The following is a 14,468-nucleotide window of genomic DNA, read 5'->3' on the forward strand; positions in this document are numbered from 1 at the left end:
TCACGCCTGCCCAAACGAAGAAATGCCGCCATGGGCCGCCGACCACGCCGCCGGCGCGTTGAGGAAGCTCTCGACCTCGGCCAGCGTCTTCGGGTCGAAGGTGCCCATCTCCTTGGCCACCGCCAGCACGTCCCGCCACGTGGTGAGGGCGTGGAGCTTGACGCCGATCTCCTGCATCAGCGCGGCGCTGTCGGGGAAGATGTCGTAGTAGAACAGCACGAAGCAGTGATCGACCTGGGCGCCCGCGTCGCGCAAAGCCTTGACGAAATTGACCTTGCTGCGGCCGTCCGTGGCGAGGTCCTCGACCAGCAGCGTCCGGGCGCCCTCGACGATCTCGCCCTCGATCTGCGCGTTGCGGCCGAACCCCTTGGGCTTCTTCCGAATGTACTGCATCGGCAGCATCATCCGGTCGGCGATCCAGGCGGCGAACGGGATCCCGGCGGTCTCGCCGCCCGCGATGTGGGTCAGTTGCTCGTAGCCGATCTCGCGCACGATCGTGGCGGTGGCGAAGTCCATGAGCGTCGCGCGCAGGCGCGGGAACGAGATGATCTTCCGGCTGTCGGTGTAGACCGGGCTCGCCCAGCCGGAGGTGAACTTGAACGGCTCGTCCTTGTAGAACAGGACGGCGCCGATCTCGAGGAACATCTTGGCCGCCTCGCGGGCGACGACCGCTCGGTCGAGGGGCAGGAAGGGGCTGGACATGCGGCGTGCGCGCTCCGCTTGGGCGCTCTCCGGGGCCTGAAGACCCGTCCGGCCGGGGAGAACGCGTTGGATGAGGGCCTGACCGCCCTCCTCCGCCCTGTCTCCGCCAGCGTCAACCCTGCGCGGCGCGCTATCCGCGCTTCACGCAGTCCGGGCGGCGCGCAGATGCGCGAGGTGGCGGATCGCCAGGGCGTAGCCATGCGTACCGAACCCCGCCAGCACGGCCGTGGCGGCGAGCGAGACGTAGGAATGATGGCGAAACGCCTCCCGTCGGTGGACGTTCGAGATATGGCACTCGATCACCGGCACCGCGCAGGCGTTGAGCGCGTCGAGGATCGCCACGGAGGTGTGGGTGTAGGCACCCGCATTGATCACGATGCCGGCCGAGCCGACCCTAAACGCGTGGATCGCGTCGATCAGCACGTGCTCGGCGTTGCTCTGTCGGAAATCGACCGCGAGGCCGAAACCGGTGGCGGTCTCGCGGCACAGGGCCTCGACATCGGCCAGCGTCTCGCGCCCGTAGATCTCCGGCTCCCGCTTGCCGAGCAGGTTCAGGTTCGGCCCGTTCAGGACCAGGATCGTGTCAATCATCGTGTGCCTCGCGCACCGAGAGGTGCGGCAAGCGCGGGCGCGACACAAGTCCAGGCTGTCATCCGGCCACAGATGTCCCGCGCACGGATCTGGCGCCCGCCGCGGGCAGTTCAGATCCTCCGCCCGTGGCGTTATCCCAAGGACAACGACGATTGAGCCAGGGAGGAAGAACGGATGGCAGCATCCCGGAGCGACGCACCCGTGGTGATCGCGGTGGCGATCACGGGTTCTGTGCCGCGCAAGGCGGACAACCCGGCCGTGCCCGTCACGGTGGCCGAGCAGATCGAATCGACCCATCAGGCCTTCGAGGCGGGCGCCACGCTCTGCCACATCCACGTGCGCAACGACGACGAGTCGCCCTCCTCCGATCCCGAAAAATTTGCGGCCGTGCAGGAAGGCCTGCGGACGCACTGCCCGGGGATGATCGTGCAGTTCTCGACCGGCGGGCGCGGGCGCGACCCGGCGGCCCGGGGTCTATCGCTGAAGCACCGGCCCGACATGGCCTCCCTGTCCACCGGCTCGGTGAACTTCCCGACGATCGTCTACGAGAACTCCGCGAGCCTCGTGACCGATCTTGCGAGCCAGATGAAGCGGTACGGCGTCCGGCCCGAGATCGAGGTCTTCGACCTGTCGCACCTGCACGGGGCTAAGCGCCTCGTCGAGGCGGGCCTGATCGACGCGCGCCCGCACGTGCAATTCGTGATGGGCGTCCAGAACGCGATGCCGGCCGAGGAGCACCTGCTCGACATCCTGCTCGCCGAGACGCGGCGGATCCTGCCCGAGGCGACCTGGACGGCCGCCGGAATCGGCCGCAATCAGGCCGTGGTGATGGCGTGGGCGCTCGCCCGCGGGGCGGACGCGGTGCGCACCGGCCTGGAGGACAACATACGGGTGACCAAGGACCGGCTGGCCGCCAGCAACGCCGAGCTGGTCGGATTGGCGGCCGAGGCCGTCGCCCGGCACGGCCGGCGGGTCGCCACGCCCGCCGAGGCTCGGGCTGCGCTCGGCCTGACCTGAATCACCTTCTCACGCGCGGGCCAGCGTGCTAACGCTCCGCCCGCGCGGGTGTAGCTCAATGGTAGAGCAGCAGCCTTCCAAGCTGAATACCCGGGTTCGATTCCCGGTACCCGCTCCATTTGCTTTCCTGCCGATCAGAGCCGTTCAGGGGCGCCCGCCTGGGTTTGGCCCTGACCACGCGAGAGCGGGCCTTCGCCACGCGTCGAGGTCGGCCCGGCGCAAGGCCGAGACCCCGTCCGTCGCCCCACCGCCACAGGTTCAACCGGATCCGTCCCGAGAAGCGTCGCAGGAGCGACGGGGCTGGAATCGTGCCCGATCGCGCCGCACACGGGACACGACAATGATCGGTGTTCGGAGCCATCGGTGCTCCCATCGGACCCACTCATCCCGAAGCGCCCCCGTCAGCGGGCCTTGAGGGAGGGCTCCAGCCAGCCGCGCGATCCCTGAGGGCTCCTTCGCGGCCTGCGCTGCGCTCCGGCGCCTCAGTTAAGTGGAAGGTCGAACAGCCGCTCCGCGGCGTCCCTGTCGCGTCTCGTGTACCGTGCGCGTTGCAATCGCGCAGCGCTGAAGCGCGTCGCTGCGCACACTCGGAGAATACGGTCGCGCCCGGCGGGCTACAGACGCGTCAGCCGCAGGTGCCAGGCCCCATTCTCGGGTGGCTGGGTCACAAACGTGTTTGGGATGGCAGGCTGGATCGGCGAGAGCGGCCCGATCACGGTCCGGTCGACCGGCTCGGCCTGCACCAGCGTGCAAGCCCCGAGAGCGAGCGCCAGCGGCCAAGCCACGAGCAGCATGCGGAGCCATACACGGACGATGTCCGCCTGCGGCAAGCGTCGGTCGCAGCCCGAGCCGCGCCGGCCTTCCTGAGCGCTCGCCGCCGCAGCGGATACCGGGTCGGCGCCGGTGAGCGCGCGACGACACAGTCCCAGAACCACGCGCGATCGCATCGGGATCGGGCATGGCGCGGGCAACTGACTTCGTTGGCCCGTCGGCCGATGGCGCTGCGCTCCACGGCCAGGGAGGTTCACGGGTCCGACCCTCCGATAGGCACCCGTCAGGCTGCGGCCCGGCGCTCGCCCGGAACGAGATCCCGGCTCGCCTGCTCGATCCGCACCAGCCAGCCCTCGGCAGCCTCGGCGCGGCGCTCGGCGGCCTGGACCCGCGCCTCCATGGCCTGCAGCTTCGCGGCAGCCTCCGCCTGGACCTTTCCGATCTGCGCCTCGGCGCGGGCGCGGAGTTCGCCGGCCTTCGCGTCCGCCTGAACCTGAACCTCGCGCAGCAGCACCTCGAAGGCGCGGACCTCCTGCTGCGAGCGCCTCAATTCCTGGAGCAGGGCATCCTGCTCGGCGGCCTGCTCGCGCAGGCGCGCCTCCTGCTGCTGGGCGGCACTCTTGGCGGCCGTCAGCGTGTCGAGCACGCCGGTCCAGTCCGAGGCCACCCGGCGCAGGGGCGCGGCGTCGCTGACCACGGCGATCGCCGGAGCCGCCTGCAAGGGAGCCGCCGGCGGCTTGTCCTGGCCGTCCTGCCGCTGCGCGACGATGTGCGCGTCGATGTTGGCCCAGAACGCCTCGTCCATCGCTGGCATCGCCATTCCCTTCTGCCCCTACATGTCTCTGGACGGCGGTGCGCCGCGCGAGCCGCGGCGGATGTCTTCGTGCGCGTCGCCGGATTCGCGCCGTCTCCCGGGGATCGGGAGGCGGGCCAATCGGTCTCAGCGGCCTGCCACACCGATCCTGCGCGCAGCGGGCTCGACGACGAATTCCGACTCGATCGTGTCCGAGATCCGGCGCAGCCACTCTTCGGCGGATGCGGCGCGTTCCTCGGCGAGGCGGGCCCGGTCTTCCGAGGCCCGGATCAGCATCGCCGCCTGCGCCTGCACCGCGTCGGCGCGTTGCTCGGCGGCGCGGATCTTCGCGTCGGCATCGCGCAGGTCGGCCTGGACCTGCTCGACGAGGTCCTGAACGCGCAATTCATAGTCCTGCGCGCGATCCTCGACCTCGCGGATGTAGTGCGCCGCGCCGCGCACCCGATCGAGCAGGCTCGACCATTTCGCGGCGGTCGGCACCGATCCCAGGACGACGACGTTGGCATCGGACCTGACGGCGTCCGCGCCCGACACCGCCGCAGCGGCCACAGGGTCAGACTGAATGCGCGCTGACTGTTCCATGGTCGATCCTGAGGACGGGGCGGGAGCGATGGGTCCGGACGCTCGTCCTCAGCCTTCGGCCTGGATCTGAGCCATATGGCCGCCGAGCAGCAGCGTCTTCGCGGCCGCGTCGATCCGCGAGAGCCACTTCTCGGCGGTGTAGGCGCGGAGGTCGGCGACCCGCACCTGCTCCTCGGCCGCCCGGACCCAGGCCTCGGCTTCGGCCTGCAGGGTGCGCACCCGCGCTTCGGCCTCGGCCCGGATCTCCTCGACCTGGGCGTCCGCATCCGCCTGGACGCGCTGGAGGCGGATGTCGGCCCGCGTCTGGATCTCATGGGCCCGCATCTCGGAGAGCTGGAGCCGCTGCTGCGTCTCCTTCAGCTCCCGCTGCAGGGTCTCGATCAGCACCTCGTGGGACGCGCTCTGCTCCCGCAGACGCTTCTTCTGCTCGTCGGCGAGGCCGACCATCCCGTTGATGATGTCGAGGGTCGTCATCCAGTCCGAGACCGCGTCGGTCTGGGCTTCGGAGGACGCCGGGGCCGGGGCCTCCGTCTCGTCCGTCGCCGCGACGGGGACCGGCTCGGCATCGTTGACGGCCGGCTCCGGCATCACCGCGGAGGAGGCCTCCTCGGTGTCCAGGCTCAGGCGCAGCGCCGGCCCCTCGCCGAGACCGGAACTGGGTTTGAGCCTAAGGATCTCCGCCGAAGGCTTCTCGGAGATACGGTCCAGACTTTCCGCGACCTGCGTCAGAATGTGGGACCAAGAGGCTGTGGGCGCCGCGATCATGCTCATTGCTGCCTTTCCCGGGGCGAACATGGCATGATAAAGACACAGACATGGTTAATGAGCCGTTAATTGTGTATTCGACCACTAGCTTTTCATAAGCTCCTCCTAACCTCAATTAATCTTCGTCGCCCACGATGCCCTCGGCCGTTCTCGACGGATTTGGCACGCTCAGGTTGCCGATTCGACGCGGTGTTCGTGCGACCGCCGTCCGGTTCAACCACCCTGGCTGGCAGTATTCGTAATACATTCCTGATCTTCTCGATTTTGAACGCAAGCAAGTAAGCAATTATCCACTTTCAGCGGCGTGGGTGCGCAACGACTTGCCGTCGCGCGAAGCACAGAATCGCACGCGTTCGGCAGTTCCACCGGCATTTTTCAATCTTTATAGTGCTTTCAGCCCAGACGATCGCGCAGATCCGTTGACGTCTTGGCCGACATCATTCGACCGGCGGCGTGAAAGCGCGCGAATCCGCCCGCGATGTTCCGCGACGCCACATCGGCGCGGACGCGTCACTCAGGAGCGCAGGGGCACCGGCGCATGGTCCCCGATCGGTGGCGGACGGAAGCGGGCGAAGCGCTCGGCCAGAACCGGCAGCACCAGCAGGTTCAGGATCGTCGAGCTGACGAGGCCGCCGAGGATCACAAGCGCCATCGGCCCCTCGATTTCCCGGCCGGGCTCCCCGGCGCCGAGGGCGAGCGGCAGCAGGCCGAGGCCGGTGACCAGGGAGGTCATCAGGATCGGCACCATCCGGTCGGCCGCGCCCGCGGCGGCGGTGGCGGCGTTCCAGGGTCGGCCGTCCCGGTTCACCATCTGCTCGTAATGGGCGATCATCATCACGCTGTTGCGCAGCGAGATGCCCGCCAGGGTGACGAAGCCCACGATCGAGCCGAGCGACAGGATGCCGCCGGTCAGCGCGGCCGCCGCGACGCCGCCCACGAAAGCGAAGGGCAGGTTGACGAGGACGAGGATGAGGTTCGCCGCCGATCCCGTGACGATCGCGAGCAGCACCACGATGCCGAAGCCCGCGAGGCCCGCGTGGACCATCAGATCGCGCCGGGCGGCGGCCTGGGCTTCGGCGGCACCCGCGAAGGTCACGTAGACGCCCTCCGGCAACCGGACTTCCCGGGCGATCTTGCGTTTGGCCGCCGCCACGAAGGCCGTCACGTCGCGGCCCGCGACATTGGCGGTCACCGCCTGCATCCGCTGCGCCCCGAGGTGCTGAACCTGATAACGTCCGGCGCTCTCGTAGACGTCGGCAACCTGCGACAGGCGGACGTAGCGCCCGCCGGGGGCGCGCAGGGGCAGATCGCCGACCGCGCTGAGGCGGCCCCGCACCTGCGCGTCGAGGATCACCAGCACGTTGACCACCGCGTTGCCCCGGTAGCTCTGACCGACGACATCGCCCTGATAGGCGGTGCGCACCGCCTCCAGCACCTCCACTGGGTCGAGCCCCCAGTGGCGCAGATCCACCGGGCGCAGCGCCACGGTGACCTGCGGCAGACCGGCCGGCGCGGCCTGCTGCACGTCCCGGGCGCCCTTCACCTCGGCGAGTTCGCGGGCGACCGAGCGCGCGGCGGCCTCGATCCGGTCGAGGTCGCTGCCGACCACGTTGACCACCACCGGCGCGGTGAAGCCCGAGACCGTCTCCTCGATGCGTTCGGTCAGGAAGGACTTCAGCGAGAAGGCCGGCCCGGGAAAGCCGGCGATCAGCGTCCGGATCGCCGCCTCGACCTCGCGCTGGGCGGCGCCGTCGAGGCCGGGCTCCAGGTCGATATGGATCTCGCTGTAATGCGGCCCCGCCGTGTCCTCGCCGGCCTCGGCGCGCCCGATCTGGGCCGCGACCGCCCTCACCCCCGGTATCGCCTTCAGATCCGCCGTGACGAGGCCGCTCAACCGCTGGGATTCCTGCAGAGAGGTCCCGGGCACCGCCACCATGTGCAGGATCATGTGGCCCTCCCGCAGATCGGGCAGGAACACCGCCCCGAGGGTCGGCAGAATCGCGCCACCGCCGAGGGTGATCAGGACGCTCGCCAGCATCACGAGGCGCGGCACCCGGCCGATCCGCGCCAGCAGCCCGAGATAGCCGGCGCGGCTCCAGCGCACGACCGGGGGCTCGCGCAGCACTTCGCCGCGAGCCGGGCGTCCGCCGAGCAGGAGCAGCACGAGGGCCGGCGTCACCGTCAGCGCCACGAGGAGCGAGGCCACGACCGCCGCGATGTAAGCGAGCGCCAGCGGGCCGAAGAGGCGACCCGCCACCCCGGTGAGCGCGAGCACCGGCAGAAACATCAGCAGCACGGCGAGCGTGGCGTAGGCGACCGAACTGCGCACCTCCAGCATGGCGCTCAGGACCACCCGGGCGCCGCCCCTGCCCTCGGCCCGCGCCGCCCGCAGCCGGCGGGACGCGTTCTCGACGCCGATCACCGCGTCGTCGACCACCTCGCCGATGGCGAGCGCCAGCCCGCCGAGCGTCATGGTGTTGAGGCTCTCGCCCCAGGCCTGGAGGGCGAGCGCGGCCGCGATCAGCGACAGGGGGATCGCCGCCGCGCTGATCAAAGCCGCCCGCCAGTCCGCCAGGAAGACCAGGAGCACGACCACCACCAGGACCCCGCCGAGGGCGAGCGCCTGCATGACGTTGCCGGTGGCGACATCCACGAAGTTCGCCGGCCGGAACAGGTCGGCGCGCAGCGCCATGCCCTCCCGTTGCAGCACCGGCCTGAGTTCGTCGAGGGCGGCCTCCAGCCGGGCCGTCACCGCCCGCGTATCGACGCCGACCTGGGCGCCGACCATCAGCAGCACGCCGGGGGTGCCGTCCACCAGGGCGGCGCTGATCGCGGGTTCCGGGGCGGCCGTCACGGTCGCCACGTCCGAGAGCAGGACGCTCGGACCACCGTCGTTGTGCAGCACCGTCTGCCCCAGCGCCTCCGGGGTGAGCGACTGCCCCTCGGTCCGCAGCAGCACGCGCTGGTTCGGCGTATCGACGAAGCCCGCCCCGCGCACGCCGGTCGCCTTCCGGGCCGCCGCCAGCACGTCGTTGAGACCGATCTGGTAGCGGATCAGGTCGTCCGGGCGGATCTGGACCTGCAGCGAGCGCACCGCCCCGCCGTAGAGCGACACCTGGGCGATCCCCGGCACCGCCTGGAGGCGCCGGCGCACGGTCCATTCGGCCACGTGGCGCAGATCCATGGCGTCGCGGGTGGCGGAGGTCAGGCCGACGAGGAGCACCGTGAGCGTCGATGAGGTGAGCGGCGTCATCGCGGGCGCCGCCACCCCGTCCGGCAGGCGCCCCGCCAGCGCCGCGAGCCGCTCGTTGACCCGCTGGCGCACCCGGTCGACGTCGCTGCCGGCCTGGAACACCGCGGTGATCACCGACAGGCCCTGGATCGAGGTCGAGCGCAGCGTCTCCAGCCCGGGCAGGCCGCCGACCGAGACCTCGACCGGCTGGGTGACCAGCACCTCGACCTGCTCCGAATCGAGGCCCGGTGCCTCAGTCTGTATCGTCACGGTCGGCGGCGCGAACTCCGGAAACACGTCGTAGCGGGCGCCCGCGAGCGCAGCGAGGCCGAAGACCAGCAGCGCGCAGGCCAGTGCCAGCACCACGCGCGGCTGACGGACGGCGAAGCCGACGAGGGCGATCTGCGGCCCGGAGCGGCCGGCCTCCGCGGGCGGCTCAGTCATCGTCGTCGCCCACGACGCGGATGCGGCCCTTCATCTCCTCGGACATCAGCGCCTGCCCGCCCCGCAGAACGATCTCGGCGCCGTCCGGCAGATCCTCGACCACGAAGGAATCCGCCGACATCGGCGCGTCCGGTCGGATCGGATGGCGCACGAAGGCGCCGTCGCCCGTACCGCGATAGACCCAGGTCCCCCCCTCCCCGTGAACCACCGCATCCTCCGGCACGAGCACGCCGCGGACCGACCGCTCGGCCGGCAGGAAGGCCATCGTGCTGGTGCCGGGCAGGAGTCCGCTGTCGCCGGAGACGAGGTAGAAGAAGCTCTGTCCCTGGATGCGGGGATCGGTCCGCGTCGCGGGCGAGACCAGCCTCAGGGAAACCCGCTCGCTCTGCGGCGGCACCTCGGCAAAGGCGGCCTGCGGCGGGCTCGCGAGGCTTTCCCCGGGCGGCAGCGTCACCTGGACCAGGAAATCCGCGCGCTCGATCAGGCGGGTCACCAGGGGCGCGCGGTCGATGATCGCCTTGCCGAGCACCGACCCCCATTCCTGCCGCGCCGTGGCGCTCAGCGTGCGCACTTGCGATTCCGCCCCCGTCTGAGCGGCGCGGTCGGTGAGCAGCGTGCCCTCGGCGGTCTCGATCTGGGCGACCGCCACCACCCCGGCGCCGAGATTGCGGGCGCGGCGGGCGGCGCTGCCGGACACCGCGACACGCGCCTCGGCCATCTGAAGCGCCGCGACGGCGCCCGCGTAGCTGTTGGCGAGTTCGGTGATGCGCGCGATATCGAGGACGCTGCCGTAGGCGGTCAGCTCCTGGGGGTGCGGAACGGCCGACCGTGTCTCGGTGACCAGGCCGATCCGCTTCCGCTCCTGATCGGTCAGCCGGACAAGATTGCGCCCGTCCTCGACGGCGGTCCGCGGCTGGGGCAGGCGCGCTGCCGCCACGGGCGCTCGGCGCAGATCGGGCAGCAATGCCTCGATCCGCGCGCGCATGTCCTGCAGATAGGGTGCAGCCCGGGCCGGCAGGACCGCATCCGGCGCGGCGATGGCAGCGCCGATCGCCGCGACCAGCACGCCTCCGACGATCAGGGGCCCTCGCACACCCATGTCATGGCCCCCTGTGCAATTGCCGAAATATCCCGGTTCGCCTGCCAAATACACCCAGATTGACTCGGCTCAAACTCGCCGACGGTCAAAGGCGGGGGATTGATACCGACGGGCGTCGACTGGGGCTCGTCCAGCTTTCCGCCGTCGGCAGGCACGAACGCGCGTCGCCGCCCAGGAGGCGTCGGCATCAGGGCCGCCGGTGCGAAGTTTTCTTTGGAGGACACGCATCGGATGATGTGTCTCGTCCCGGGCGCAAGCCCTGCCCGCCCAATAAAAAAGCCCGCCTCGGCATTGCGAGGCGGGCTCCCGACCGATCGGACGTCGGTGTAGCGGGTTAGCAGCCGTCGGCCTTGACCGGGGCGGTATCCCGGTCGGCCACCGCCTTGTTCATGGCGCCTACGGTGCCGGGAGAAGCCGGCTGCTGGCCGCCCGCGAGGTTCGCCGCGGCCGGATCGGTGCTGTTCGACTTCGCGCCCGGCGTGGTCTTCGCCTCGCGATCCGCCGTCTGCGTGGCGCCCGCATTGTTCATCGCCCCGACCGTGCCGGGCGACGCGGGCTGATTCCCGCCGGCAAGGTTCTTGCTCGACTTGTCAACATCCGAGCTATTGGGATTGGATGCGTGCTGATCCGGCGTCTTGGGCATGGTCGTCCCGGTCGCGCACGGGGCGGCGAGGGCCGGGCTGGCCGCTAGGGCCAGGAGCGCAACGGCGCTGGCCAGGCGTGAGACCTTCATGAACATTCCTCCGAAGATTTTTACTCACCGCTAATTGCCAAATCGACCCGGTAGTTCCAGCGTCTATGCCGGGAACTTCGCTCTGCCGCGGCGCGTGACGAGACTTCGTGCGCTTTGACGGCCGAACATCTCGACCGTCGCGCTGTCCAGACTGGCCTAGGCGGAACCGGATCCGACGGAGATCCTTGCCCGGTCCACGCGCCGCGGCGCTGCGGCATCGCCCTTGCACTCGCCGTCGGCCTGCTGAAGAGTCCTGCGGGGCACCCCGCCGAAGGCGCGAGTCGGATCATCTCCGGCGGCGCGACGGCGTTGCGAAGGAACCGATCCGGTGACGAGCGTGGACCTGAACTCCGACCTCGGCGAGGGCTACGGCGCCTATACCTGCGGCGACGACGCGGCGATCCTCGACATCGTAACTTCCGCCAACGTTGCCTGCGGCCTGCATGCCGGGGATCCCGAGATCATGGCCGGCACCTTCACCCTGGCGAAGGCGCGCGGCGTGGCGGTGGGCGCCCATCCGGGCTTCCCGGACCTCTGGGGCTTCGGCCGGCGCCGGATCCCGTTCAGCGCGGGCGAGATCGAGCGGCTGGTGGCCTATCAGGTCGGCGCCGCGCAGGCGCTCGCCACCTACGCGGGCCACTGCCTCACCTACGTGAAGACCCACGGGGCGCTGGGCAACCTCGCGGCCGAGGACCAATCCGTCGCCGATGCCGTGGCGCGGGCCGTCAAGGCGGTCGATCCCGGCCTGGCGCTGCTCGCCATCGCGTTGAGCGCCCAGGTGCGGGCCGGCGAGGCGGCGGGCCTCGACGTCCATCAGGAGATCTTCGCCGACCGCGGCTACACCGAGGCGGGCCTGCTGATCCCCCGCGGCGAGCCGGGCGCCTTCGTCACCGATCCGGGCACGGCGGCGGACCGGATCCTGCGCATGGTCCAGGGCGGGGTCATCCTGACGGCATCGGGCCGGGAACTGCCGACCCCGATCCGCTCGATCTGCGTGCACGGCGACACGGCCCACGCGGTCGCCACCGCCCGGGCGGTCCGGGACCGGCTGGAGGCCGCCGGGGTGAGGCTGGCGCCGTTCCGGCCGTGAGCGCGGACCCGGACGAGCCGAGGCTCCTCGACGCGGGCGAGGCGGCGATGGTGGTCGAGTTCGGCCGCACGGTCGATCCCGCGATCAGCGACCGGGTCCTGGCGCTGGACGACGCGCTCGGCGCCGACCCGCCGGAGGGCCTGCGCGAGCGCGTGCCGACCTATCGGTCGCTGATGCTGCACTACGACCCGTTGGTGCTCGACCGCGCCGCGCTCGTCGAACGGGTCCGGACCCTCGCGGCCGGGACAACCGCGCGGGCGGCCGCCACGACGCTCTGGACGCTGCCCTGCTGCTACGCGGCGCCCCATGGAGAGGACGTCGCTCAGGTGGCCGAACGCACCGGCCTCTCGCCCGACGCGGTGGTGGCGACCCATGCGGGGGCGACCTACCGGGTCTACATGTATGGCTTCGCCCCGGGCTTCGCCTATCTCGGCGGCCTGCCGGAGGTTCTGGCCGTTCCCCGGCGGGCGAGCCCGCGCCCGCCGCACCCGGCGAACGCCGTGGTGATCGGCGGCGGCCTCGCGGCGGTCGCCACCGTGCCGATGCCGACCGGCTGGTACGTGATCGGCGCCACCCCGGCCCGGCTCTACGCGCCGGAGCGCGATCCGAGCTTCTTCGTCGGCGCGGGCGACCTGATCCGGTTCGAGCCGGTGGATGCCGCGACCTTCGACGCGCTGTCGGCCCGGGAAGCCGCGGGCGAGCCGGTGGCCCGCCGCTGGGAGTCGCGCGCATGACGGCGCTCGTCGTCGAGGCCGCCGGGCCTGGGATCACCCTGCAGGACGGCGGCCGCCACGGCTACCTGCGCTACGGCATCACCGCGGCGGGGCCGATGGATCCGCTGATGCACGCCACCGCCAACCGGGCGGCCGGCAATCCCCTGGACGCCACCGCGATCGAGATCTCGACGGGCGGCGTCACGCTATCGGCGGATGGCGGCGCGATCGGGATCGCCCTGGTCGTGCCGGGCTTCCGCGTCGCCCTGGACGGCGCGGCGCTGCCGGGATGTGTCGTGCTGACCCTGGAACCCGGCCGGACGCTCGTCGTGCGGGCCGGCGATGCGGGTTGCTGGGGCTATCTGGCGGTGTGCGGCCGCATCGCGGTAGCGCCGGTTCTCGGATCCAACGCGACCCATACCCGCTCGGGTCTCGGCGGTCTCGACGGGCGCGGCCTCGCCGCCGGCGACCGCCTGCCCGTGGACGAGGGCCGGTCGGGCGACGTCTCGCCCCATCGCCTCACCGCACCCTGGCTGGACCGGGACCCGCGGGTGATCCGCGTGGTGCTCGGGCCGCAGGACGATTATTTCGCCCCCGACCAGATCGCGGCCTTCCTGTCCGGTCCCTGGACCGTCTCCCCCCGGGGCGACCGCATGGCCTGCTTCCTCGACGGCACGCCCCTGACGCACGCCAAGGGCCACGACATCGTCTCCGACGGCGTCGCCATGGGGGCGATACAGGTGCCCGGCAACGGCTTGCCGATCGTGCTGATGGCCGACCGGCAATCGACCGGCGGCTACCCGAAGGTCGCCACGGTGATCGGCCCGGATCTCGGCCGCCTCGCCCAGGTCCGCGGGGGTGCGCGGATCGCGTTCCGGCAGGTTACGGTCGACGAGGCGGTGGCTGCGCGCCGGGCCGAGCGCGCCGTCCTGCGCGAGCCGGTGGCGCGGGAGCCCGTGGTGCGGGCGGATTTCGCCTCGGATTTTCTGCTCGGTCTCAATCTCGTCGGCGGCGTCACCGACGGTCGCGCGTGACGCCGCCGCGCGCTATGGGCGGGGCGGCCGGCGCCCCGGCCGGTCCGACAACAGCAAGAAAGGCTCTTCCCGTATGGCTCACGCGGTCACCGCCCCGGGCACGCCGCCCGCGCGCAGCAACGAGCCGCTCAACGCGGACGGTATCCGCCGCGCCCGGATCGACTTGGCCGCCTGCCTGCGCTGGGCCGCGCGCAACGGCCTTGAGGAAGGGATCTGCAATCATTTCTCGGCGGTCCTGCCCGAGCGGCCCGACCTGTTCCTGGTCAACCCCTACGGCCTCGCCTTCGCGGAGGTGACCGCGTCGAGCCTGCTGCTCTGCGATTTCCACGGCAACGTCGTGGAGGGGGATGGCCAGCCTGAGGCGACGGCCTTCCACATCCATGCCGAGCTGCATCGGCTGAAGCCCAACGCCCGGGCCGCCTTCCACACCCACATGCCCTACGCCACCGCACTCGCCATGCTGGAGGGGCAGCCCCTACTCTGGGCCGGCCAGACGGCCCTGCGCTTCTACGGCCGCATCGCAGTGGACGAGGATTACAACGGGCTGGCGCTGGATTCCCAGGAAGGCCGGCGGATCGCCGCCAGTGCCGGCGAGGCCGACGTGGTGTTCCTGAAGAACCACGGCGTGATGGTGCTCGGCGAGAGCATCGCGGAGGCCTGGGACGACCTCTATTACCTGGAGCGCGCCGCACAGGCGCAGGTGCTCGCCATGAGCACGGGCCGGACCCTGAAGGTCGTGCCCGAGGCGATCGCGAAGCACGTCGCGGCCCAGGAGGCGGCCGGCCGCGCCGAGAGCGCGCGGCTGCATCTGGAGAGCGTCAAGCGCGTGCTGGCCCGGGACGAGCCGGCCTTCCTGGCCTGAGCCGGGTTCGGCCTGAGCC

Annotated in this window: 14 protein-coding genes and 1 tRNA gene; 6 read left to right on the forward strand and 9 right to left on the reverse strand. The window is 71.1% G+C overall.

The genetic code is table 11. The features are described 5' to 3' along the window. Together MKK75_RS04545 and aroQ are read right to left on the reverse strand one after the other, a co-directional pair. The gene (locus MKK75_RS04545) at window positions 1–702 is read right to left on the reverse strand and encodes an orotate phosphoribosyltransferase (RefSeq protein WP_244041433.1); all 702 of its coding nucleotides are present in this window, start codon (window positions 700–702) and stop codon (window positions 1–3) included. A 141-nt stretch (window positions 703–843) separates the two neighbouring features. After that, entirely contained in the window at window positions 844–1,293 is a 450-nt protein-coding gene (aroQ, locus tag MKK75_RS04550) for a type II 3-dehydroquinate dehydratase (RefSeq protein WP_244041434.1), read from the reverse strand. A 174-nt stretch (window positions 1,294–1,467) separates the two neighbouring features. On the opposite strand from aroQ, the gene MKK75_RS04555 reads away from it, so the two are divergent. Beyond that, window positions 1,468–2,310, forward strand: a complete 843-nt coding sequence (locus MKK75_RS04555; protein ID WP_244041435.1) for a 3-keto-5-aminohexanoate cleavage protein — start codon at window positions 1,468–1,470, stop codon at window positions 2,308–2,310. Window positions 2,311–2,354: 44 nt separating this feature from the next. Beyond that, a tRNA-Gly gene (locus MKK75_RS04560) sits at window positions 2,355–2,428 on the forward strand. Between the two features lie 496 nt (window positions 2,429–2,924). Here the strand turns inward: MKK75_RS04560 and MKK75_RS04565 are convergent. The 7 genes from MKK75_RS04565 to MKK75_RS04595 form a co-directional block, all read right to left on the reverse strand. Beyond that, window positions 2,925–3,140, reverse strand: coding sequence for a hypothetical protein (locus tag MKK75_RS04565; protein ID WP_244041436.1), 216 nt, complete (start codon window positions 3,138–3,140; stop codon window positions 2,925–2,927). Window positions 3,141–3,364: 224 nt separating this feature from the next. After that, window positions 3,365–3,895, reverse strand: a complete 531-nt coding sequence (locus MKK75_RS04570) for a hypothetical protein (protein WP_244041437.1) — start codon at window positions 3,893–3,895, stop codon at window positions 3,365–3,367. A 126-nt stretch (window positions 3,896–4,021) separates the two neighbouring features. Continuing rightward, the gene (locus MKK75_RS04575) at window positions 4,022–4,477 is read right to left on the reverse strand and encodes a hypothetical protein (RefSeq protein ID WP_244041438.1); all 456 of its coding nucleotides are present in this window, start codon (window positions 4,475–4,477) and stop codon (window positions 4,022–4,024) included. A gap of 48 nt (window positions 4,478–4,525) precedes the next feature. Beyond that, window positions 4,526–5,248: a cell division protein DivIVA gene (locus MKK75_RS04580; RefSeq protein ID WP_244041439.1), complete on the reverse strand. Its 723-nt coding sequence runs from the start codon at window positions 5,246–5,248 to the stop codon at window positions 4,526–4,528. Window positions 5,249–5,756: 508 nt separating this feature from the next. Then, entirely contained in the window at window positions 5,757–8,918 is a 3,162-nt protein-coding gene (locus MKK75_RS04585; protein ID WP_244041440.1) for an efflux RND transporter permease subunit, read from the reverse strand. After that, a complete protein-coding gene (locus tag MKK75_RS04590) occupies window positions 8,911–10,017 on the reverse strand; it encodes an efflux RND transporter periplasmic adaptor subunit (protein ID WP_244041441.1) in 1,107 nt (368 codons plus the stop codon). Before MKK75_RS04590 ends, MKK75_RS04585 begins: the two co-directional genes overlap by 8 nt. A gap of 334 nt (window positions 10,018–10,351) precedes the next feature. Continuing rightward, window positions 10,352–10,660: an exopolysaccharide production protein YjbE gene (locus MKK75_RS04595; RefSeq protein ID WP_409567523.1), complete on the reverse strand. Its 309-nt coding sequence runs from the start codon at window positions 10,658–10,660 to the stop codon at window positions 10,352–10,354. A gap of 418 nt (window positions 10,661–11,078) precedes the next feature. On the opposite strand from MKK75_RS04595, the gene MKK75_RS04600 reads away from it, so the two are divergent. From MKK75_RS04600 to MKK75_RS04615, 4 genes are all read left to right on the forward strand, one after another. After that, window positions 11,079–11,840, forward strand: coding sequence for a 5-oxoprolinase subunit PxpA (locus MKK75_RS04600; protein WP_244041443.1), 762 nt, complete (start codon window positions 11,079–11,081; stop codon window positions 11,838–11,840). Beyond that, on the forward strand, window positions 11,837–12,574 hold the full coding sequence (locus MKK75_RS04605; protein WP_244041444.1) for a 5-oxoprolinase subunit B family protein: 738 nt from the start codon (window positions 11,837–11,839) through the stop codon (window positions 12,572–12,574). Before MKK75_RS04600 ends, MKK75_RS04605 begins: the two co-directional genes overlap by 4 nt. Next, the gene (locus MKK75_RS04610; RefSeq protein ID WP_244041445.1) at window positions 12,571–13,587 is read left to right on the forward strand and encodes a biotin-dependent carboxyltransferase family protein; all 1,017 of its coding nucleotides are present in this window, start codon (window positions 12,571–12,573) and stop codon (window positions 13,585–13,587) included. The genes MKK75_RS04605 and MKK75_RS04610 overlap by 4 nt, the downstream gene beginning before the upstream one ends. Window positions 13,588–13,660: 73 nt before the next feature. Continuing rightward, window positions 13,661–14,449, forward strand: a complete 789-nt coding sequence (locus MKK75_RS04615; RefSeq protein WP_244041446.1) for an aldolase — start codon at window positions 13,661–13,663, stop codon at window positions 14,447–14,449. Window positions 14,450–14,468 lie beyond the last annotated feature (19 nt).

The organism is Methylobacterium sp. J-030 (assembly GCF_022829545.1).
Taxonomy (GTDB): domain Bacteria; phylum Pseudomonadota; class Alphaproteobacteria; order Rhizobiales; family Beijerinckiaceae; genus Methylobacterium.